The organism is Arthrobacter globiformis, from assembly GCF_030815865.1.
Taxonomy (GTDB): domain Bacteria; phylum Actinomycetota; class Actinomycetes; order Actinomycetales; family Micrococcaceae; genus Arthrobacter; species Arthrobacter globiformis_B.
This window is the reverse complement of the sequence record NZ_JAUSXI010000001.1, coordinates 1530178-1551368: the sequence shown is the minus strand read 5'-3', so window position 1 is coordinate 1551368 and position 21191 is coordinate 1530178. Positions and strand designations below refer to the sequence as shown.

21 protein-coding genes are annotated in these 21191 nt (G+C 64.8%); 12 read left to right on the top strand and 9 right to left on the bottom strand.

Translation table 11 applies throughout. The features are described 5' to 3' along the window. Positions 1 to 187 precede the first annotated feature (187 nt). From QFZ33_RS07155 to QFZ33_RS07135, 5 genes are all read left to right on the top strand, one after another. Positions 188 to 574, top strand: a complete 387-nt coding sequence (locus QFZ33_RS07155; protein WP_307026123.1) for a TfoX/Sxy family protein — start codon at positions 188 to 190, stop codon at positions 572 to 574. A 2-nt stretch (positions 575 to 576) separates the two neighbouring features. After that, positions 577 to 1884 (top strand): flavin-containing monooxygenase, encoded by a 1308-nt coding sequence (locus QFZ33_RS07150; protein WP_307026121.1) that lies wholly within the window; start codon positions 577 to 579, stop codon positions 1882 to 1884. A gap of 471 nt (positions 1885 to 2355) precedes the next feature. Beyond that, positions 2356 to 2832, top strand: a complete 477-nt coding sequence (locus QFZ33_RS07145) for a hypothetical protein (protein ID WP_307026119.1) — start codon at positions 2356 to 2358, stop codon at positions 2830 to 2832. Between the two features lie 27 nt (positions 2833 to 2859). Then, positions 2860 to 4740: a glycoside hydrolase family 15 protein gene (locus QFZ33_RS07140; protein ID WP_307026117.1), complete on the top strand. Its 1881-nt coding sequence runs from the start codon at positions 2860 to 2862 to the stop codon at positions 4738 to 4740. 23 nt (positions 4741 to 4763) lie between these two features. After that, a complete protein-coding gene (locus tag QFZ33_RS07135) occupies positions 4764 to 4916 on the top strand; it encodes a hypothetical protein (protein ID WP_307026115.1) in 153 nt (50 codons plus the stop codon). 152 nt (positions 4917 to 5068) lie between these two features. On the opposite strand, the gene QFZ33_RS07130 is transcribed toward QFZ33_RS07135, so the two are convergent. Both QFZ33_RS07130 and QFZ33_RS07125 read right to left on the bottom strand, forming a co-directional pair. Beyond that, on the bottom strand, positions 5069 to 5752 hold the full coding sequence (locus QFZ33_RS07130; RefSeq protein WP_307026114.1) for a response regulator: 684 nt from the start codon (positions 5750 to 5752) through the stop codon (positions 5069 to 5071). Then, entirely contained in the window at positions 5745 to 7085 is a 1341-nt protein-coding gene (locus tag QFZ33_RS07125) for a sensor histidine kinase (protein ID WP_307026112.1), read from the bottom strand. The genes QFZ33_RS07130 and QFZ33_RS07125 overlap by 8 nt, the downstream gene beginning before the upstream one ends. A gap of 555 nt (positions 7086 to 7640) precedes the next feature. On the opposite strand from QFZ33_RS07125, the gene QFZ33_RS07120 reads away from it, so the two are divergent. From QFZ33_RS07120 to QFZ33_RS07105, 4 genes are read left to right on the top strand one after another with little or no spacing between them, the layout of a single operon-like run. Then, a complete protein-coding gene (locus QFZ33_RS07120) occupies positions 7641 to 9155 on the top strand; it encodes a multicopper oxidase family protein (RefSeq protein ID WP_307026110.1) in 1515 nt (504 codons plus the stop codon). A gap of 9 nt (positions 9156 to 9164) precedes the next feature. Further along, entirely contained in the window at positions 9165 to 9341 is a 177-nt protein-coding gene (locus QFZ33_RS07115; RefSeq protein ID WP_307026108.1) for a hypothetical protein, read from the top strand. A 16-nt stretch (positions 9342 to 9357) separates the two neighbouring features. Continuing rightward, entirely contained in the window at positions 9358 to 10065 is a 708-nt protein-coding gene (locus QFZ33_RS07110; protein ID WP_307026106.1) for a hypothetical protein, read from the top strand. Between the two features lie 2 nt (positions 10066 to 10067). After that, complete coding sequence (locus tag QFZ33_RS07105) at positions 10068 to 10646, top strand: hypothetical protein (RefSeq protein ID WP_307026104.1); 579 nt, start codon at positions 10068 to 10070, stop codon at positions 10644 to 10646. Positions 10647 to 10730: 84 nt separating this feature from the next. On the opposite strand, the gene QFZ33_RS07100 is transcribed toward QFZ33_RS07105, so the two are convergent. Continuing rightward, entirely contained in the window at positions 10731 to 12155 is a 1425-nt protein-coding gene (locus QFZ33_RS07100) for an amino acid permease (RefSeq protein ID WP_307026102.1), read from the bottom strand. Positions 12156 to 12224: 69 nt separating this feature from the next. Beyond that, positions 12225 to 13334 carry a histidinol-phosphate transaminase gene (gene hisC / locus QFZ33_RS07095; protein ID WP_307026101.1) on the bottom strand — a complete coding sequence of 370 codons (1110 nt, stop codon included), beginning with the start codon at positions 13332 to 13334 and terminating at the stop codon, positions 12225 to 12227. Between the two features lie 93 nt (positions 13335 to 13427). Here hisC and QFZ33_RS07090 point away from each other — a divergent pair, with 93 nt between their 5' ends. Further along, positions 13428 to 13931 (top strand): Lrp/AsnC family transcriptional regulator, encoded by a 504-nt coding sequence (locus QFZ33_RS07090; protein WP_307026099.1) that lies wholly within the window; start codon positions 13428 to 13430, stop codon positions 13929 to 13931. A gap of 120 nt (positions 13932 to 14051) precedes the next feature. Further along, on the top strand, positions 14052 to 15728 hold the full coding sequence (locus tag QFZ33_RS07085; RefSeq protein ID WP_307026097.1) for a thiamine pyrophosphate-binding protein: 1677 nt from the start codon (positions 14052 to 14054) through the stop codon (positions 15726 to 15728). A 222-nt stretch (positions 15729 to 15950) separates the two neighbouring features. Here QFZ33_RS07085 and QFZ33_RS07080 read toward each other — a convergent pair whose 3' ends face one another. Both QFZ33_RS07080 and QFZ33_RS07075 read right to left on the bottom strand, forming a co-directional pair. Continuing rightward, positions 15951 to 16688 (bottom strand): hypothetical protein, encoded by a 738-nt coding sequence (locus QFZ33_RS07080; protein ID WP_307026095.1) that lies wholly within the window; start codon positions 16686 to 16688, stop codon positions 15951 to 15953. A gap of 133 nt (positions 16689 to 16821) precedes the next feature. Next, the gene (locus QFZ33_RS07075) at positions 16822 to 17250 is read right to left on the bottom strand and encodes a YybH family protein (protein ID WP_307026093.1); all 429 of its coding nucleotides are present in this window, start codon (positions 17248 to 17250) and stop codon (positions 16822 to 16824) included. A 166-nt stretch (positions 17251 to 17416) separates the two neighbouring features. Here QFZ33_RS07075 and QFZ33_RS23860 point away from each other — a divergent pair, with 166 nt between their 5' ends. After that, positions 17417 to 17548 carry a hypothetical protein gene (locus QFZ33_RS23860; RefSeq protein WP_373427333.1) on the top strand — a complete coding sequence of 44 codons (132 nt, stop codon included), beginning with the start codon at positions 17417 to 17419 and terminating at the stop codon, positions 17546 to 17548. Here QFZ33_RS23860 and QFZ33_RS07070 read toward each other — a convergent pair. From QFZ33_RS07070 to QFZ33_RS07060, 3 genes are all read right to left on the bottom strand, one after another. Next, complete coding sequence (locus tag QFZ33_RS07070; RefSeq protein WP_307026091.1) at positions 17487 to 17996, bottom strand: hypothetical protein; 510 nt, start codon at positions 17994 to 17996, stop codon at positions 17487 to 17489. The genes QFZ33_RS23860 and QFZ33_RS07070 overlap by 62 nt on opposite strands. A gap of 837 nt (positions 17997 to 18833) precedes the next feature. Further along, entirely contained in the window at positions 18834 to 19823 is a 990-nt protein-coding gene (locus QFZ33_RS07065) for an IS3 family transposase (RefSeq protein WP_307025297.1), read from the bottom strand. 17 nt (positions 19824 to 19840) lie between these two features. After that, positions 19841 to 20287, bottom strand: coding sequence for a transposase (locus QFZ33_RS07060; RefSeq protein ID WP_307025295.1), 447 nt, complete (start codon positions 20285 to 20287; stop codon positions 19841 to 19843). Between the last annotated feature and the right edge of the window lie 904 nt (positions 20288 to 21191).

The following is a 21191-nucleotide window of genomic DNA, read 5'->3' as shown; positions in this document are numbered from 1 at the left end:
TAGGTATAGCACTGCGGGCAGGCAAACAGCAGAGCGCCGGATGGTGAAGTTGGCGGGGCTGTCTGGCAGTTGGGCCGGGCCGTGACGGTGGCCGGGCCCGACGGCCGGGCGTATGATCCGGGGCATGGGATGGCGCACGGCCATTCCCACTCCTTCTGCCCGAGCCCTGCTACCTGGAGGTGCACCAATGGAAATGCCCAAAGCGACCGAGGCTGACAAGGAACACTTCCGGGCCGTGGTGCCTGACCATCCCGAGGTGGTCATCAAGCCGATGTTCGGGAACCTGGGGGCGTTCGTCAACGGCAATATGTTCGCCGGGCTGTTCGGGCCGACCATCGGCATCAAGCTCTCCGCGGAGGACCGGGAGGCGCTCGAGTCCGGGGAGCGCACCGTTCCCTTCGGGCCGCCGGAGCGTCCAATGGGCGGGTACACCGGTCTGCCCGAGATCTGGAACGAAGAGGGCGACGGCGACGAAGCGCGGGCCCGGGCCTGGACGGAGAAGGCGTTCGCGTACGTCGCCAGCCTGCCGCCCAAGGCCGCGAAGGAACCCAAGCCGAAGGCCGCCAAGAAGTAGCCATGTCTTTCTCTCCGGCCACCGCGCGTGAAGTCGACACCCTGGTGATCGGGGCGGGGCAGGCCGGCCTGGCCACGAGCTGCTGGCTCAGCCGGGCCGGCGTCGAACACCAGCTGCTGGAGCAGCGCCCGGAACTGGGCGGCGCGTGGCAGGACCGCTGGGACTCGTTCTACCTCAACACGCCGAACTTCGCGTTCCTGCTGCCGGGGATGACGTACGACGGTCCGGAGCCGGACGCGTTCCTGCCCCGCGACGAGGTCATCGAGCTGTTCCGGCACTACGCGCGGCGGATAGCAGCTCCCGTGCAGCTGGGGACGGAAGTCACCCGGGTTGCACGCGCGGACGGCTGCGCCGCGGGCGGCACAGGGCGTGGTGGGGCGACACCGGGCGGCGGCTTCGCCGTCGACACGAACCAGGCAAGCTGGCTGGCCCGGAACATCGTCCTGGCGAACGGGGCCTATCAGCGGCCACGGGTTCCGGCGTCGGCCGCCAAACTCCCCGAGCACATTACCCAGCTGCACAGCCATGACTACCGCAACCCGCAGCAGCTGCCCGACGGCGCGGTGCTGGTGGTGGGGACCGGGCAGTCGGGCGGCCAGATCACGGAGGACCTGCTCGCCGCCGGCCGGGACGTGCACCTGTCTGTCTCGGCCTGCCCCGAGGCGCCACGGCGCTACCGCGGCCAGGACACGTTCTACTGGCTCCTGCAGGTAAACCTGCACGGACCGGACTACGGCATCAACGGCCTGCAGGCGGAGCAGCTCCCCTCGCCCGCCGCGCGTTTCACGTGCAATCCGCTGATCTCCGGCAATGACGGCGGGCACAGCATCCGCCTGCGGGATCTCGGCCGCCGGGGCGTCCGCCTGCACGGCCACTTTGAAGGGACGGACGACGACGTACTCGTCTTCAGCGACGACCTCGCCGCCCGCATGGCGCTGGTGGAGGCGTCGTTCGGGCAGCGGATGCAGGTGATGCTTGACACGTACATAGCGGCGGCGGGGATCGAGGCGCCCCTTGCGGAACCTGTGCCGGCGGTCGACTGGCAGCCTTCTTCCTCCGGCTCGCGCCTGGACCTCGGCGCCGAAGGCATCACCTCCGTCATCTGGAGCACCGGCTACGGGCTGGACTTCGGCTTCCTGGACATCCCAGTGCTCGACGAGTGGAACTACCCGCGGCATTTGCGGGGGGTCACGGAGGTTCCGGGGCTTTATGCTGTCGGGCTCCCCTGGCTCACGAGGCACGCGTCCTCCACGGTGGGGGCGGTGGGGCTGGACGCGGAATACGTGGCGGGCCAGATCGCGTGGCGGTGAACCGCGCTGGTTAAGCCTGTCGAAACCAAGCCGTGGCCCGCCGGGCGGATGGAAGGAGGTCGTGAGGATGACTGACCCCGATGCGGGAGCCCGTGCCCGATGGGCCAAGGCAGCGGCGCGGGCGGATGGTTTGACTGACCTGGGGATCAGCGGTGCCGTTCGGCGGTACTACGCCGTGTACTTCCCGGTCCTCGTGGGGGTTGGGCTGGGGCTCGGATTTTTTCCTCTCTCGCTGGGGGCAGACCTTGCACAGAGGCGCGACGACAGTGGCCATCGGGCGCTTGATCCAGCAGTTCCACCAAACGGAAGCCTTCCTGACCGCGACGGATAGATGGGTATCGGAGGACCCAACGCTGGCACCTTGATTGCCGCTCATCCGAGGTTCTAAAATTGAATTACCTAGTTTTAGAAGGTGCGTCATGGAATTGGCACAAGCGCGGCTCGCCCGCGAGCAGCGGGACGGCGGTTGAGGTGGACTGGCAAGGCTGGGCGCTGTTCGGGCTGCTCGCCACCACGGCCTTGACCGCGGTGATGATTGCCTTCCAGATGGCCGGCTGGACCCGGCTCGACCTGCCCCTGGTCCTGGGCAGCCTGGTTACCCCGGATCCAGACAAGGCGCGTATCGCCGGCTTCTTCATCCACCTCGCGGCAGGGCAGGTCTTCGCCCTCGGTTACGCGGCGGTGTTTGCGCTGCTGGGCCAGGCAACGTGGTGGATCGGCGCGCTGCTGGGACTCCTGCACGTCGCGGTGGCGCTGACCGTCATCCTGCCGCTGTTGCCCGGCATCCATCCCAGAATGGCCAGCACCAGGGCGGGTCCGGCCAGCCGGGCTGCACTCGAACCTCCGGGCCTGCTGGGCCTGAACTACGGAATTCAGACTCCGGCGGTGGCCGTGGCGGCCCATCTGGTTTACGGCTCACTGCTCGGGCTGCTGCTCACGGCCAGCTGACCCCCAGCGAGAGAAGGTGGACGCACCATGGAAGCCAGGCATTCCCCCGCCCTTGCGGATTACGGCCTGCTGGGGGATACACGCACGGCCGCCCTGGTCTCGGCCGACGGCGGCATCGACTGGCTCTGCGCGCCCACCTTCGACGGCGATCCCGTCTTCGGTGCACTGCTCGGCGGCCCGGACGCGGGCACCTTCCGCGCCGGTCCCGCCCTGCCCGGCGAGCGCATCGTGCGCCGTTACCGGCCGCACACCGCCACGCTTGAGACGGTCTGGGCCACCGACGGCGGCACGCTGACACTCGCCGAGGCGATGGTGGCGGAAGTATCCGGCCGCCTGCTGCCCACCACCCTCCTCATCCGGCGGCTGGAGGCCGACGGCGCTCCGGCGGAGGCCGCCGTCGAATTTAACCCCCGCTTCGGCGAGCGCCACGCGCGGCCCCGCGTCCGGCAGGACCAGCACCTGGTCTGCGAATGGGGCGCCCTGGCCATGTCGCTCGGCGTCAGCGGCGGGATGCGGGTGGAGCCGGGTACGACGACGGCAATCACCGTTGAGCCCGGGCGTCCCGTTGTGATGGTGCTCGCCCTGGCGTACACGGAACCCCTGGTCTGGATCGATCCCGAAACGGCATGGGATCTGGTGGAGGCCGACGAAGCCCGCTGGCGGGAGTGGGCGTCAGGCATCAGCGAGGACATCCCGTTCCGCGAAGCAGTCCTGCGGAGCCTGCTGACGCTGAAGCTGCTGACCTACTCCCCCTCGGGCGCGCCGGTCGCGGCCCCCACCACGTCACTGCCCGAGGACCCGGGCGGCATCCGGAACTGGGATTACAGGTACGCCTGGCCGCGGGACGCCAGCATCGGCATCGCCGCCTTCCTCGGCCTGGGCAAAGACGGCGAGGCCCTGAACTTCCTGAACTGGCTCCTGCACGCGAGCAGGCTGCAGCGGCCCCGGCTGCCGGCTCTGCTGACCATGACCGGAGGGCATGTCCCCCGCGAACGCACCCTGGCGAGCTGGCCGGGCTACGCGGGCAGCGCTCCGGTGCGGGTGGGCAATGGCGCCGCCCACCAGCACCAGCTCGACGGCTATGGCTGGGTCCTCGACGCCGCGTGGAACCTTGTCCGGCAGGGGCACCGGCTCAACTCGGAGACGTGGCGGGCGATGCGCGGCTTTACCGACCTCGTGGCGCGGCGCTGGCCGGAGCCCGATGCCGGTATATGGGAAATCAGGGCTGACGCGGCGCAGCATGTGCATTCCAAGATCATGGGCTGGCTGGCCCTGGACCGGGCGCTGGGCATTGCCCGGAGCCATCGCCTCAGTGCCCGGCGGCGGCGCCGGTGGGAAGGCGCCCGGGACGCTATCGCCGCCGACATCCGGACCCATGGATTCGACGCCGAGAGGAACACGTACACCCGCTCCTACGGCTCGATGGATCTTGATTCTGCCCTGCTGATCCTGCCGGTAACCGGCTTCGAGTCACCGGACTCCCCGCGGCTTCGGGGCACGGTGGATGCGGTGTGGTCGGAGCTTTCGGCCGGCTACCCCTTCCTTTACCGCTACCCGCCGGGCCAGGACGGGCTGCCGGGCGATGAGGGGGCTTTCCTCCCCTGCTCCTTCTGGCTCGCCCAGGCCCTCGCCCTCACGGGAAGGTCAGCGGAGGCCGCTGCATTGTTCGGGGCGGTTCTTGGGCACGCAAGTCCGCTGGGCCTGTTCAGCGAGGAGATCGATCCCGGCACAGGGGCCCTGCTCGGCAACTATCCGCAGGCACTGACACACGCGGCGCTGGTCCAGGCAGCGCTGGCCCTCCGCGACGCTCTGCTGGTTGAGCCGGTCGAAACCACCCCGCTGGTTGAGCCTGTCGAAACCACCCCGCTGGTTGAGCCCGTCGAAACCGAGGCCGACCGCGCTGGTTGAGCCTGTCGAAACCACCCCGCTGGTTGAGCCCGTCGAAACCGAGGCCGACCGCGCTGGTTGAGCCTGTCGAAACCACCCCGCTGGTTGAGCCCGTCGAAACCACCCCGCTGGTTGAGCCCGTCGAAACCACCCCGCTGGTTGAGCCTGTCGAAACAGAGGCCGACCCCGCTGGTTGAGCCTGTCGAAACCACCACGCTGGTTGAGCCTGTCGAAACGGAGACCGACCCCGCCGGTTGAGCCCATCGAAACCGAGGCGGACCCCGCTGGTTGAGCCTGTCGAAACCACCCCGCTGGTTGAGCCCGTCGAAACTGAACAGGTCGCGCAGTTTCAGTTGCCGAGAAGCCGGCGTTCGTGGGCAAAGGCAATCAGCTGCAAGCGCGTTCGCAGCTCCAGCTTGTCCAGCACGCTGCGCAGGTGCGTCTTGATGGTGGCCTCGGAGACGAACAAACCCTCGGCCATTTCCCCGTTGGTCAGTCCCTTGGCGGCGAGGAGAAACACATCCCGCTCGCGGACCGAGAGAACATCCAGGACGGAGAGATCCGGCCCTGCAACGGGCGTCCGTCTCGCTGCGTGTTCGAACAGGGAGTGCACTGATCCCGGCGCGATGACGGAATATCCAGAGTGGACGGTCCGGATGGCGGCCAGCAAAAACTCCGGCTCGGCGCTCTTGAGCAGGTAGCCGCTGGCCCCTGCTTGAACGGCTTCCACAACGGCCTGGTCCCGGTTGAAGGTGGTCAGCGCGATGATCTTTGGCTTGTCCGTATTGCCGGCGTCGGCCTGTTTGATGATCCGGCTGGTTGCGGTGACTCCGTCCAGGACGGGCATGCGCAAGTCCATCAGCATCACATCCGGACGGCGCTCGGCCGCCAACCATACTGCCTGTTCCCCGTCGGCCGCTTCTCCCGAGAACTCCATGTCCCTCTGACTTTCGATGAGCATGCGGATACCCGCCCGGAACAGCGGCTGGTCATCCACCAAGGCCACCTTGATGCGCGATCCCGCCTCAGCCACGATTGTCGGCTTCCACCGCCGTGGCAGATACCGCAACGAGAGCGGGCTGCTGGCTGGGCCGGGTACCGGCGCCGCCTTCTTCCGTGGTGGTGAGGTTTCCTGCCGTATAAGGAATGAACACCGTCACCCGGAACTGTTCGCCGTCCGGTCCGGCCGTCAACCAGCCGCCAGCCATGTGCGCACGTTCCCGCATGCCGGGAAGACCACGGCCTGACCGCTGCGGCACGGGCTCCGCACTTTGTCCATGTTTGGCAGCCACAGTTGCCGATGCCACGTGCAAGGTCAGGCCCGGACCGCTCCAATCGAAGTGAAGACGGACAGCTGTCCCCCTCCCGCCGTGTTTCAGGGCGTTGGTCAGGCATTCCTGCACGATGCGGAAGACCGCCACCTGCTGTCCGCCTGAAAGATCCACGCGGGTTCCGGATTCGCTGGATTCGATCTCGAGGCTGCCCCGTTGCATACCCTCAATCAACGTCTCAATGTCACTAAGCCGCGGCTGCGGGACGGCCATGCCGTCGTCGCGCACCCCTTCGATCACACGCTGGGCGTCCATTAGCGCTGTCCGGGCGGATCCCGCAATGTTTTCCAACGCGCTGAGGACAGCTTTCGGCTGGTCGCTGCTCAGGTACCGGGTTCCGTCGGCCTGCGCTGCTATGACCGCGAGGGAATGGGCGAGGACGTCGTGGAGGTCCCGGGCGATGCGCGTCCGTTCCTGTTCCACGATCAAGTCGACCTCGGCCGCTTCGAGCGTGCTTTGCGCAAGTTCCCGCGCACGGAACAGAGTTCCGCGCTCCTGGTAGAGCGCCAGCAGGAGTCCAAGGGCGAAGCATGCCGCGGCGATCAAGACGAGAAGGGCAAAGAGCTGCCAGCCATTGCGACGAAGCATCGCCAAATCGCCGCCGTAGTGGAAGAACCAACCGACGCCGGCGCCGTACCTCCACGAAAGGAGGAGGAACACCATGGCAGCTGCGAAGAGCACATTGGCCCCGGCCGCGATCAGCCGCATGCGTCCCTGGTGCATCCATGCCATGAAGATCAGTGCCACAAAGGAGCCGATGTAAATCGCCCAATTGTTGTCGTACATAGGCGGGATCAGGTGCGCCAACTGTCCGGCGAGCAGCAGGGCAACGAGCGCCAGGGACGCCACCGGCCGCCAGGCAGCGACCGCAATCGCCAACGTGGTCAGCACGAGCGGCCAGGTGCCGGGCCACGTAAGCAATCCGCCCCCTCCGAAATCTCCGATCGGTGCCATCCGGCCGGCTTCGGCGACGCACCACAGGGAGAAGAAAATGACGGCCGCCGCCGGGGCGCCCCAACGCCGCGCAAACTTCATAACTGGTTCCATGCCTGCCACCCTATCCACGGCACTCAGTCGCAGAACGCCGTATCGGGCCAATCTCCACCTAGAAGCCAGAACATTCATTCGGAAGGCCAGTCATAAGTGACACGACCGTGCACCAGAACCGCGCCATAGGAAAACCGGCCAGGAAACTGACCTTGGTGCACCGCCCTGGGCCGGCCAACGCCCCATTTGGGTGGAAGCGCAGTCCAGGCTGGCAGAGCCTGCAAGATTTTCCCAGTGCGTCCGGCGGACACTAAGGGCCGTTATACCTCAGGTCTTTGCATCTCCAAGGGGGAGAACGGACTCGCGGCTGTCGGTCGCGGGTCCGCTGTATGTCAACCCATAGGATCCCAATGGCTGGAGGAGACAATGACGTCTCGCAGGGAAGTACTGAAACTGGGTGCGGTCGGCGCTGCCTTGACCGGGGTGTTGGTCGGCAGCAGCGCTGAGGCGGCGGCGCCCGCTGAGGCAATAAGTCGGAGTCAGCTCGCACCGCAGAACACGCCAGTCCCTTACAGGGGTGTCTTTCGGAGGCCCCCGGAGCTCGTGCCGTTTCAGCGGGGCTTCGATGACGGGGACCCGCGAAGACCTTTCGAGCGCTACGCCCTCACCCAGAAACTCGGACAGGCCCGCATGCTGCCGGGCCTCACCACCACCGTCGCCGGGTTCAACGGAATCTTCCCGGGTCCCACTATCCGGGCCAAGCAGGGCACCCGGATCGAGGTACGGATCCGCAACGCGTTCCCGGCTCGCGGGCTGGTCCAACCGGGGGCGTTCAGCACTGCCACACACCTGCACGGCTCGGCATCCCTGCCCCAGTACGACGGCTACGCCAATGACATCACCGGTTCCGGCTTCTTCAAGAATTACCACTACCCCAACAGGCAGGCAGCGCGGACGCTTTGGTACCACGACCACAAGCACCACATCACTGCCCAGAATGTGTATTCGGGACTGGCCGGGTTCTACCCGCTGACGGACCGTTTTGAGCGGGCGCAGCTGCCTCAGGGGGAGTTCGACGTGCCGTTGATGATTACTGACGCACTGTTCAAGGCGGACGGCTCGCTCGCGTTTAACGACAACGGCGAAAAGGGGCTATGGGGTGACGTGATCATGGTCAACGGGGTGCCGTGGCCCACCATGAAGGTCAAGCCACGCATTTATCGTTTCCGCGTGCTCGACGCATCGATCGCACGCTCCTACCGGCCTACCCTCTCCAATGGTGAACCCGTTCACATCGTTGCCACCGATGCCGGCATGACACCGGTGGTCCAGGCCGTTTCGTCATGGCGAATGGGCGCTGCGGAGCGCACCGAAATCCTGATCGACTTCCGCAGGTACAGGACCGGGCAGACCGTTGACCTGCGCAACCTCAGCAACAAGAACAACATTGACTTTGCCAACACGGACAAGATCATGCGATTCCAGGTGGTCGCCGATTCGGGGTCCAGGGCAGGGTCCATCTCCGCTATCCCGTCGAGGCTGGACGCTGGAGGGTCGCCCAGGGCGTCCCTGGGCGGCATCGACACGATGAGCCTGACCCCGCAGATGGCCACGGTGAGGAGGCAGCTCAGGTTCGAGCGCCAACACGGCCAATGGAGCATCAACGGGGTCCTGTGGGACGACGTGGAAAGGTCGGGGTTCACCAAGTTGTTCGGCAACCCGCAGCCGTTCGCCGTCGAGCAGTGGACCATCATCAACCAATCCGGAGGATGGTTCCACCCGGTACACATCCACCTGGTAGACGCGAAAATCATCGCCCGCAATACCAACGGCGGCAAACCATTCGCCTGGGAGCTCGGTCCCAAGGACGTCTTCTACGCCGGCGAGAACGAGTCCATCACCACGCTGATGCAGTTCGACGCCAGCCCGCAGGAGGGAGGGCGGTACATGATCCACTGCCACAACCTGGTGCACGAGGACCACGACATGATGGTTCAGTACGCAGTGGGTAATTCGCGGATCAATGACCCCATCACCGCTGACCCGCCCAAGCGTGACACCCTGCCCGCGAACGCTTTCCCGCCGGTGTACCGGCCGCTGTTTCCGGCAGGAACGTGACGAGGAGGTATGGTCGAGCAACTGCCGCTGGTTGAGCCTGTCGAAACCGCCCCCCTGGTTGAGCCTGCCGAAACCAAGCCCGCAGACAACGTCGGTCCCTCGCTCTACAATGAGCTTTCACAGGCAGGTGCGCAGGCGCTCCTGCTTCGTTCGTGGCGGTGTGAGGCTGCCTTGAACGGATCATGAATGGGGACGATCGATCATGAGTGACGGCGCACCTGACTCCGGATCAGAACCCCGCGCTGTTCCGCCGCGAAAGCCGCCAACACCCCCGCGTATCGGAACACCAAAGGAAAGTTCGACGGCGTCCAACGGGCCGCCTGCCCGCCCCACCATGGCGGTGGCGAGCTGGGAGGAAGCACCCGCGCTCGACAACTACGGAGAGTTCATCGCGCGGCTGGACGCAGCGGCCGGCAAGCTGACTCCGCGGCGGGACGCCCTTGCCACGGCCCTGAGCGCTGCGGAACTGCTCGTCACCCAGAACCAGACAGGGCTCGAGCTATGGCGTCAGCGTCTCTCGCTCATCAGTCAGCTCCTGGCCCGGCACAGCGGAACGCATGAAGCGCGCAGATACAGCACCCTGAGGGAACTTCATGACGTTGCAGCCAAGATGGAGCGGATGTTCACCAGCCGCACGCAGCGCGTGCAGGGGGTGTGCCGCGCGATCCGTGCGCGCCGGGACCAGATCGACACATCGCTGTTTGAGCTGGAGAAGAGCAGAGTCAAGCTGACATCGTCGCGGATGCTCGCGCTGGAGCGGGACAATCTGCGGAAGGTCGCCGATGATCTTGCTGTCTCCCCGGAGGGCACCAGCCTCGGTTTCCCGGATCCGGGCCTTCGGGAAAGTCTCCGGGAAGCACGGGAGGCAATCATCCTGGCCGAGGCCTTACTGGAAGTGAAAGGGAACTGATCATGCCAACTCCACGGACCGAGTCCCGGGAAGTCTGCAGCTTCACCTCCAAGCAATGGACCGGCAGGCCGGGCGAAGAAGCGGGCGCCATGTTCGGCGGGTTTTCCGTCGTCGGATTCGTCGTGTGCCTGATCCTGATGCTCTTCGTGCCCGGCCTTCGGGACGTCGGCGCCACAATGCTGTTTGTCGCGCTCTTCGCCACCGCCTTCACGGCGCTGGGCATCCGGGCCAAGAGTGCGAGTGAGCGGGCGTTCCTGCAGCGTCTAACTGCCACAGTGAACGAAGTGATTCTCGAATTGACGGCGGACCGGACCAAGCAACTCTCGCCGGATGAGCTCCGCTCGCTTCTCGTCGACGGCGGGAGCCTGCCCCTGTCTGTGAACGGGGTGTCAGGCCTGCACCTGAAGGTCATCCCGCAGCGCTCACCGAAGCCGAAGCAGAATGACAAGCCGAAGACCGAGGTGGTCACCACGACGCGGATCGTCATCGCGGCTGCGCCACCGGATTACGGAATCAGCAGCTTCGACCGGCTCCTGGAGACTGCGACCACCGACCCCGGCTTCAATGCGGCCGCCTCATAGCTCAAGAGCCAGAACAGTGCAGGAGGGCGCGCCCGGCCAGGCCGGACGCGCCCTCCACTTTGCGCGGAATCCCCAAGCCGGGGTTCAGTCGATGAGCACCGGAGGCTCGGCGCGCTCCGAAGACTCCACGCGCGCCGGAATCTTGGCGGAGCGCTTCATGGAACGGTGGTGCAGCCAGTTCGCCGCCGCCAGGACCGCCACGAGGGCGAACGTGCTCAGGAGCTGGGGACGGGAATCCTCGCCGATGAAGCCGACCGTGAAGATGGCCGCCAGAATGAGCAGGCCAAGACCCGTCAGCCAGGGGAAGCCCGCCATCCGCAACGGAAGGAAGGTTCCCTCACGGTCCGCGCGGAGACGCAATGCAAGTTGGGCGACCAGGGCGGAAGTCCACACCAGCAGGGATGTCGAGCCGACGATGTTCAGCAGGAGGGGAAGAACCTTCTCCGGGAAGGCCACCTCGAGCACGGCCGTGACGACGCCGAAGGAGACGCTGGCCAGGACTGCGACAACCGGTACCCGGGCCTTGGACAAGAAAGCGAGCGACCGCGGCGCTTCACCCCGCTCGGCGAGCGAGAACGCCATCCGGGAAGCGCCGTAGAGGTTGGCGTTGAGGGCAGAGAGAAGCGCCGCGACGGCAACCAGGGTGATGGCGGTGGCTGCGCCGGGCATGCCCGCAGCCTCCAGTACGGCAGCGAACGGGCTCTTCAGGCCCGCCGACCCCACGGGCACCACAGCCGCGATGATGAAGATCGCACCGATGTAGAAGATGAGGATGCGCCAGAGGACGGTGCGGACGGCCATTCCGACGCTGCGGGCAGGATCCTGGGTCTCGGCTGCGGCCACGGAGACAATCTCGGTGCCGCCGAATGCGAAAGCCACCACGAAGAGCGCCGTGGCGATCCCCGCGAAACCGTGCGGGGCGAAATCGCCCCCAGTGAAGTTGGCCACGCCCGGTGACTGGACGCCCGGCAGCCAGCCGAAAAGGAGGGCAACGCCGATGAGGAGGAACCCGACGATTGCTGCCACCTTGAGCAGCGCGAACCAGAACTCGAATTCACCGAAGTTCTTCACCCGGGTGAGGTTCACGGCGGTAAGCACCGCGATGAACACGAAGGCCATCAGCCATACCGGCAGGGCGGGGAAGATCGTGGAAAGCAGACCTGCCGCACCCAGCGCTTCAGCCGCGATGACCACCACCAGCTGCAGCCACCAGAGCCAGCCCACGGTGGCGCCGGCCACTGGTCCGAAGGCCCGGGCGGTATAGACGGAGAAGGCACCGCTGTCCGGGTTGGCGGCAGCCATCTCACCAAGGGCCCACATCACGAGGATGATGAGGGTGCCGGCGACCAGGTAAGAAATCAGCACCGCCGGGCCGGCGGCCTGAATGCCGGCGCCCGAACCGATGAAGAGACCCGCGCCGATGGCGCTTCCGAGTCCCATCATTGTGAGCTGCCGGGGTTTCAGGGCGGCGCCAAGCGCCGGGGCAGACGTCATTGTCTGTTGTTCCATGGGGAGTCCTCTGGGTTGTCTGTCGAACGGGTAAAGGTGGAACGGGTAAGGGTGGAGCGGATGGGGGTTTCAGGCCGCGTGGGCTGCCAGGACGGCTTCCAAAACCTGGAGCACACGATCGTTGGAAGCGGGGTCGGCAACGGTGATCCGGATGCCGTCGCCCTGGTAGGCGCGGACCAGGATGTCCGCTCCGTCAAAGGCGGCCACGAGCCTCGCCGTGAGGTCGCTGTCTGCCCGGATCCAAAGGAAGTTGCCTTGGCTTGGCTGCAGTTTCCAGCCCTGTGCTTCCAGCCGCGCAGCCAACCGCGAGCGCTCTTCCCTGACGACGGCGACCCTCGCCTCCATCTCGTCGGCCGCGTCCAGCGAAGCGACGGCAGCCTTCTGGGCCAGGGCGGTCACCGCAAAGGGAATGGCGGTCCGGCGCAGCCCCTCCGCGATGTCCGGAGCCGCCACGGCGTATCCCACGCGCAGGCCGGCCAGTCCGTAGGCCTTCGAGAAGGTGCGAAGGATGCAGACGTTCGGGTACTCACGGTAGAGCGCCAGGGAGTCGGGCCCACTGCCCGCCTCGGCGTATTCCACGTAGGCCTCGTCGATCACCACGAGGACGTCAGAGCGGACGGAACGGAGGAACGCCTCCATGTGTTCATGGCTGATCGGGACGCCCGTCGGGTTGTTGGGGGTGCACACCAGGATCACCTTGGTCCGTTCGGTGACGGCTGCGGCCATGGCGTCGAGGTCGTGGCCCTCGGCGTCGTCCAGCGGGATGCGGACGGGCCGGGCACCTGCCAGCTCCACCAGGATTGGGTAGGCCTCAAAGCTCCGCCACGCGAAGATCACTTCATCCCCGGCGTCGCAAAGCCCGGTGGTGATCTGCTGTAGGACGCCGACGCTGCCGGGTCCCACTGCGACTTCCCCGGCGCTGACGCCGAGGTGCCCGGCGATCCGTTCGCGGAGCTCGACGGCGGCCATGTCCGGGTAGCGGTTCATCCTGCCGGCCGCTTCGGCCACCGCGGCGGCGGCCGCGGGCAGGGGTTCGTGGTGGCTTTCGTTACTGGCGAGTGCTGCGATGTCCTCGCCGGCGCTGCGCCGGCCGGGGACATAGGACGGGAGGCCGGTAACCGCCGCACGCAGGATGGGGAGCGCGGTTTCGGCAACCGTCCGGATCTGATCTGTGGTCATGAGACTTGATCATGGAAGTGACCCGGACCACATTGCAAGATACTCTGGATCCCTTGGGATTTCTGCTCAACTTCTAGTGTCTGTGGTGAAAATATGACTATCCCGAATTCCCGCACCTTCGATTCCCTGGACGCCAGGATCATCCTCGCCCTCGACGAGGACCCGGAGGCCAGCGCCCTGGCACTTTCCCGGACACTCGGCGTCGCACGGAACACCGTGCATGCGCGCCTGGCGAAGCTCGAGCGCGGCGGCGCCCTCAGGTCTTTCAGCCGGAGGCTGGACCCGGCGGCCTTCGGCTACGGCCTGATGGCTTTCCTTTCCCTGGCCATCAGCCAGACCCGCGCGGGCGCGGTGGAAAACGGGCTCGAAGCGATTCCGGAGGTCATCGAGGTGCACGCCACCACGGGGGACGCGGATCTCATGGCCAAGGTAGTGGCCCGGGACACGGCCGATCTCTACCGCATCACCAACCAGATCCTGGAAATCGACGGGATCCAGCGGACCAGCACGGCCATTTCAGTCCTGGAACTCATGCCGCCCCGCTTCGACGGCCTGCTGAACCGGCTGTCGCAGCAGGAGAGCCGCACGCCGGGCTAGAAAAGCCGTGGCCCAGATCACTTTGGGCATATTTTCACTAGTCCCATGCTTGGGCTGCCAAATATCCCAGTAGATATACGCTCTCTTGCCTATCGAGCATCCAGAGCTGACGATTCCTGCATGACTTCACTTACAGTGTCCGGCCGCGTGGCGCAGGTTCTCAGCAGCTATCTCAGCGACGTGTTCGGTGTGATGGGCAACGGAAACGTCTACTTCCTGGACGCCGCGGAGAAGGAGGGGCTCCGCTTCACCGCCGTGCGCCATGAAGGCGCCGCCATCGCGGCGGCGGACGCCTACTACCGGGCATCCGGGCGCCTCGCTGCGGGGACCACCACCTACGGCCCCGGTTACACCAACGCCCTGACGGCCCTCGCGGAAGCGGTCCAGGCGCAGATCCCCGTCGTGCTCGTCACCGGGGACGCCCCGAGCAGCGGCGCCCGCCCCTGGGACGTGGACCAGGCGGCAATCGCCGCCGGGCTGGGTGCGGCGACCTTCACGGTCACCCGTGAAGCCACGGGCTCCATCACCCAGGAAGCGGTGGAGTATGCACTTGCCCGGCGGACCGCCGTCGTCATCGCCATTCCGTACGACCTGGCGGCCCTTGAGGCGGCGGAGGAAGAGCTTCCCGTGCCGCCGGCAGCTACGGTTGCGGACGCCGTCGACGGCGGGCTGGGACGGGCGGCCGAATTGCTGGCCGGCGCGAAGCGGCCGCTCATCCTTGCCGGCCGCGGTGCGCACCTCGCCGGAGCCGGCCCCGAACTCCGGGAACTCGCCGACCGTCTCGGCGCGCTCACGGCCGGGACGGCTCTGGCGCTGAACCTGCTGCAGGGCGAGGGATACCTCGGCGTTGCGGGCGGCTTCGGCACGGATACTGCCGCCGGGCTCATGGAGGAGGCGGACGTGGTACTCGTGGCGGGGGCAAGCCTGAGCCCCTTCACCATGCGCTTCGGCCACCTGATCGGCCCGGACGCCACCGTGATCCAGATCGATGCCGCCTTGGAGCCGACGAACCCGCGGGTGGACATGTTCGTCAGTGCGGACGCCAAGGCCGCCGCAGGCCGGATCCTCGAGCTGCTGGATAACGCCGCCCCGTCCGAGGCCAATGCATCGAAGGCCTGGCGTGCGGAAGCCCTCAAGCGGCTGGCCGAAGGGCCCTGCCACCACCCCGGCACCGCGGCGACCCCGGACGGCCGCCTTGACCCCCGCGCGCTTGCCACGGCGCTGGATGCGGTCCTGCCGGAACGCCGCACCGTGGTCCAGGACGGCGGGCACTTCCTCGGCTGGGCACCCATGTACTGGCGCATCCCGCGTCCTCAGGACCTGGTCATGGTGGGAACTGCCTACCAGTCGATCGGGCTCGGCTTGGCCAGCGCCGTGGGGGCCTCCCGGGCCGTGGACGACGGCAACACCCTGGTGCTGGCCGCGGGTGACGGCGGATTCCTGATGGGCCTGTCCGACCTGGAGTCGCTGGTGGGCGCGGCGAGCAGCGCCGTCGTCGTGATCTACAACGACGCCGCTTACGGGGCCGAGATCCATCAGTACGGCTCGCAGGGCCTGACCGAAAAGCCTATGCTGATCCCCGAGGTGGACTTCAGCGGGATTGCCCGCGCGATCGGGGCGGAATCCGCGATCATCCGCACCCTCGCGGACCTTTCCGCGCTCACGGATTGGATCGACGCCGGTGCCAAGGGCACCTTCGTGGCCGACTGCCGCATCACCTCGAGCGTCCGCGCCCCGTGGCTGAGCGAATGGATGAAGGCGAAGGAGACGGCTGCAAAGGAGACGGTCGCCAGCTGAGGCCCGTCTCCCAGCGGCAATATTGGGGGGAGTTTTTGTCCAGATAATGGCTCCAGAAGGCCTCTTAGCGGCCATTATCTGGACAAAAACTGACGGACGGTGGGAGTGGTACTTCCCGGAGGGCTCAGGCAGGGACCCCGGGCAGCGCGATTTGAAGCGGACGACGGCGGCACTCCCCCGACGTAGCGAAGGTACCAAGCCCGCGTTGCCTTCCCGTTGCGCCTAGGGCTGGACAACATTTACGAGTTCTGACCGGCTGCCCGTCTGCAGGTCCTCGGTCAGGACCAACGACTTGACCTGGGGGCAGTAATATTTGTGCTCCCGTGAGTTCTTCTCAAGCGGCGTCCAGTCGTAGACCTTGACGCAGTCGGTGTATTTGCCGGTTTTCGTGGAAACGGTCTGGCCGGTGGCGACGGTATCCCTCATGTCCTCCGCGCTGCCAATGTAGAATTCCTGCCGATAGGAATCACCAACGCGCTGGTCGGCCTTCATCCAAATCCCGGCTTTTGCTCCATCTTTTCCGTGGAGGAAGCTGCCCGAGTGGTGCAGTAGCAGCCCATTCCAGTAGTTATTCACATCTTCCCCGAAGTACCACACGTCGCCGTTCTTGTGTTGCGCGAGGTAGTCCCTGGTCTCCTCCACCAGCTGCCCATTCTTGTATTCCTTGTCCAGATAGACGACTGTCTCAAAGCCCTCTATCTGCATCTTCTCCGGCAGGATCTCAATCTCGATCCGTTCGGTGACTCCTCCTTGGTCGGTCGTCTCATAAGTCATTTTCTTGCCGACAGGGAGTGCGAAGTACTTATTGGTTATGTTGGTGGTGAAATCTGCAGGACTTATCTCGGGGTTGTACTCCCCGGCTCGGCTCCTTTTTATGTTGTCGTTGTACAAAAACACTCCCCCGCCGACAACCAGCAACAAGACGAGGACACCAAGAAAAATTTTGGTCCGTAAGGGCATGACCTTTCCCACTCCTCACTGAGTAGAAATTCCTATAAGGGGTCAGGGCAACGTTGCCCATGGCCATAGAAGAAAGGTAGTGCAGTCCGCCCCGAAGCAGAACCCACAAATAAAACAAACTGTGGAGACCAAATTACTGGACTACCGACTCGGGCGCCTGTGCATCGACCCGGGGATCGGCCTGGCGGTGGACAAGTAGCCATTCGTTGCCCTCCCGACGATAGATGTTCGTCGTGCGCAGGGCCACGTCGTCTAGATCGGCCCGTCCCGCAACCCGAACCCTGAACCGCTCGATCAGCACCACGTAGGCAAGGTCCCCGACGACGGCGGTGGCCTGGTTTTCCATGGACACGACCTCACCGTCACGGTAGATCGCCGCCGCCTTGGCGATGCTGGCCGCGACGTTGTCCCGCCCTCGGGAAACGCCGCCGAAAGGATTGGCCAGCGTCACCTCGTCGTTCTTGGCGAACAGCGCCTGACAGGGCGCAGGATCCCCCTTCAGGATTTCGGCCAGCGCGGCACGCAGACGCTCGACCACGCCATCAAAGTCTGAATCAACCATCAGCCTCACCACTCCCGCGGGACCACGCCTTCTGGCGCTGCCGCCAGTATGCACCCACCGCCCCCGGATAGCACCTCCGCATTGGTGGGCCGTGGTCTTAACCCGCGACAGAAAACTTCAAACGGATCGGTTCAGCGCGGTGCACCCGCATGTGGAGAGCGTGCTCATGGACGAGGAAACGCTGCTCGCGCACCGTGAGGCGTGGGGAAAGGAGAAGTCGCCGGCGCCTTCAACGCCTAAACTCCCTTCGTCCTGGCTTGGACCAAGTTGGCGAAGGGCAGCTTTCCGTAAATCCTGACGAACTCCGCGTGGAAGGCGGCTTCGGCATGATTCACCTCATCTGCTGCCAACTCCTTCCACGCGATAACCAGCGATTGGGAGTTGGCGAGTTGCCAAATGAGCCGCCCGTCCCAATGGCCGACAGGCTTCCCGCGGCCGAAGTCAGTGAACTCTTGAATATGCTTTCGCAGTCCGCGGTTGCCCGTGCTTCCTGGGCTGGCCTTTCCGATGTACAGGACATCCGCGTTCTCGATCCATTCCGCCTCCAAAGCGGGTTGGAGCATTGATGGATCCCGCTTCTTGAAGCGGGCTCCCAAGCTCTTCGCAAGGAACACCCGCTCGAAGCCCTCGGGTTTGAGCACTACGTAGATTCCGGGGGCCCGTGGAACCCGGTTGATATCCAGCTCCTCAAATGGTCTGAATCCAGCGAACCCGTCATCTTTCAGCATCTGTTCGTTGATCTGCAAATTTGTGTTCCTTAATCTGGGACGTCACGAAAGGCGTCGCAACGGGCCTTCTTGACCCTCTGTTCGACTTCGCCGAAGCAGACCAAAGGTAAGACCGCTGGATCACATTCTGCCGCTTGCGCCCGAAAGGGCCTAAGCGTTTCTCTGGGACCAGCAAGCGGGTAGCTACTCAGGGTGAATCAAAAATTCTTCGGACGGTTGTCCGGCGGACTCCGACGGGCTGAAAACCCCAGCGGATCGCTAGTTGCTCGCCGAGTTTGCCGGCTCAGGCATCGCTTGCAGCCACATAGAGGCCACCGCGTCGAACGCCCGCGGCCAGAAGGTCCGCGTGCTGCCGGCCAGTTGACCGCTGCCGCGTCAAAACGCGTACATAGCTCATTAGCTCAGTCATGGTCATCCCTCATGTGTCTCGTAACTAACGATGACCACGCCGATTAAGCCAGAGGGTTATGAACATAGTTACGAGAATCGCTGGTTGCAATCGAAATTCGGTCGAGGCAATGGCACACAAAAACAGACTACGAACTTGGCCCATCCGACCGCGGGCTTGAGCCACTTCTCCTAACCGATACACCGAATTGACGTGATTTGGGTTCAGTGTGCGTGCGGCTGCAAATGCAGCTTCGGCTTCATCCAGCTTTCTTTGACTGAGAGCGATTACGCCCAACTCCTACCAAGCCTCCGGGCTGTTGGGTCATGACTCGATCCTGGTGCTGCAGATCAACCAATATGCGAGGTAGTGGCAAAGATGCCCAATGCGGTCCTGAGCCAGCGCGATGGAACTACTCTTATCGTCATAAGCGGGCTGTACCTAAATGGTGGCCAAAACGGTATATATCAAGCTGTTTGTGACAGCCGGGTGGTTTCTTTGTGGTTGATTCCTGCGACGGGAGGGATTCCCGGTGCAGTGGGCTTGCGGCGGTATCTGTGCGGGTTGCGGGCGTAGCAGGCATCGAGGGTTTGTTGTCGCTGCCTGCGCGCCTGCTCGATCAGTCCGTGATGGACGGTGTCGGGCGTGTAGTAGTTCAGTCCGCTGTGCCGGTGATTGGCGTTGTAGTTCGTGAAGAATGCCGCCATGTAGCCGCGGGCGTGGTGCAGGTCCTGGAAGCGTCCGGGGAAGTCCAGATCGTACTTGACGGTCTTGAACAGGGATTCCGAATATGGGTTGTCATCAGAGACCCGGGGCCGGGAGTAGGACAGGCTGATGCCCAAGGCACGTGCGAGGTCCAAGGTGGTGCCTGCCCGCATGGGCGCACCGTTATCGGCGTGGAGCACGGCGGGACTCTGGCTGTTTCCGGCCACGGCGTCCTGGATCAGAGCTGAGGCAAGGGCGGCGGTTTCGGTGTATTCGACGCGGTGCCCGACGACCTTGCGCGAGAACACGTCCATGATTGTGTACAGCCGATAGATGTGTTTGCCCGGGCCATGCAGCATCGTGATGTCCCAGCTCCAGAGCTGGTTCGGGGCCGTGGCTTCCAGGACGGGTTTGGCCCGTTTGGAACCGGTGCCACCGCGTTGTGCCCGGCGGTCCCCGTTCTGGCCGTGCGCGGTCACGATCCTGTGGGCTGCCGCGATCGAAAACGAGCAACGACCCGCGTCGAGCATCCGGTAGTAGGCCTGGGTGACCGAGAGGTTCCCGTAGTCCTCGGAGTTGAGCAACTCCATGAACTCCTCGGCTTCGGCCGTGGTGATGCGGTTCGGGTAGGCCCGGTCGGCCTGCGGCACAGCGATTCCGGCCGGCGCGGCAGGTTTCAGGTGCCGGTACCAGGTGGTGCGGTGCAGGCCCACCAGGGCACAGGCTGTGACCGCTGACCAGCCGGCAGTCACCAGTTTCCCCGCGAAGGTCAGGGCGATGTCTTTCCAGACTTTGGCACCAACCAGTCCGGGCGCTGCGGCTCCGGTTCCTTCAGTTCGGGATCCGTTGCCGCCGCGCTCTTGGCCATGGCGTCCAAGAGCGCGGAAGCTTTTCCCAGAATGTCCACCGCGGCCTCGGACCGGGCCAGCTTGGCCTTGAGGACCTCGTTCTCCTTCAGGACCTGCTCGAGCAGCCTCTTATCGCTTTCCCGCAATCGCTGGTCCTCGTTCCCTTGCTTGATACTGGATCTCAACTCCCCGGCTTCGCGCTGCTGAACCCAAAGCCGCAAGGTGCCTTCGGCGATGCCCACCGCTCTACAGAAGGCGATCCGGGACCCACGCTCGAGGCACTTGTCGTACTCATCAAGAATCTCGTGCTTCTGCGCGAGAGTGAAGTGGCTCCGCTTCGAGCGTCGGGAAGGGACAAGAAAATCCATGACGGACCTTTCCCCGGCCTAAGTGCCAGGCCGAAGCGACAGTGACCCTGTCACACAACAGCCTGACACACAGGGAAAACACCTTCAAGTGGTCAAGGATCTGAAGGTTGCAGTTCGGACTAGATGCGAAAGCCAAACAGTCTCTTGCGTAGGATCAAGTGCTGTGCCATCGCTATAGGCAGGAGCTACCTCGGCCAGGAGCAGCCCACCGAAATCCTCCTTGGGCCCAGGCCGGCAGTTCTGCGGCCCTTCAACCGAGCAACGCTGAAGGGCCAAATCAGGCCCGCTGCTCGCCTTTCGTGGCGCAGTTTCTGGTGGATGCGATGGTGTCCGATTTGCCAACGACGCACGGGTCCCGTGACGCCTGACGATGCCCCGTTGAAGTACCGGATAGCCCGGCTTGGTGGAGAGAAGCTCTGTGCTGTAAAAGCATGTAGGAAAAGCGACGTCTCACCCGCCGAGCGTGTCCCGAATCCTCTTTGTGTTGAAACCCAAGAGTTATGAGACGGCCCACCATGTCATCCATGACCGGGAAGTTCTTCGTCGTGCCGGAATCGAGAAACCCGCAATGAAAAAAACCGCCGGGGAGGAGCCCCATACCAGCTCGAAAAGCCTGAGGGTAAGCAAACTCGAAGAAATCCACCACGCCCTTAGCCCGGACCGGGCATAGGCGATCGTTTGCCACACGGAAGAAACCCACGGGTGGCCCCACAGAGATATATGGCTAATCGTCGACGTCGGAAGCGCGGCCCTCGAGCCGCGAAATTCCAAGGAACCCTAAGCACGCACCGTCCGCCGTCGGCACTCCTGCCCGACCATGGTGTCTGCCCCTTTGTCTGCCTCTCTTGATGCCTGCGACGGCTTGGGCGAGTCCTATGCTGTTAGTCGTGGGTTCGGCCTTTGA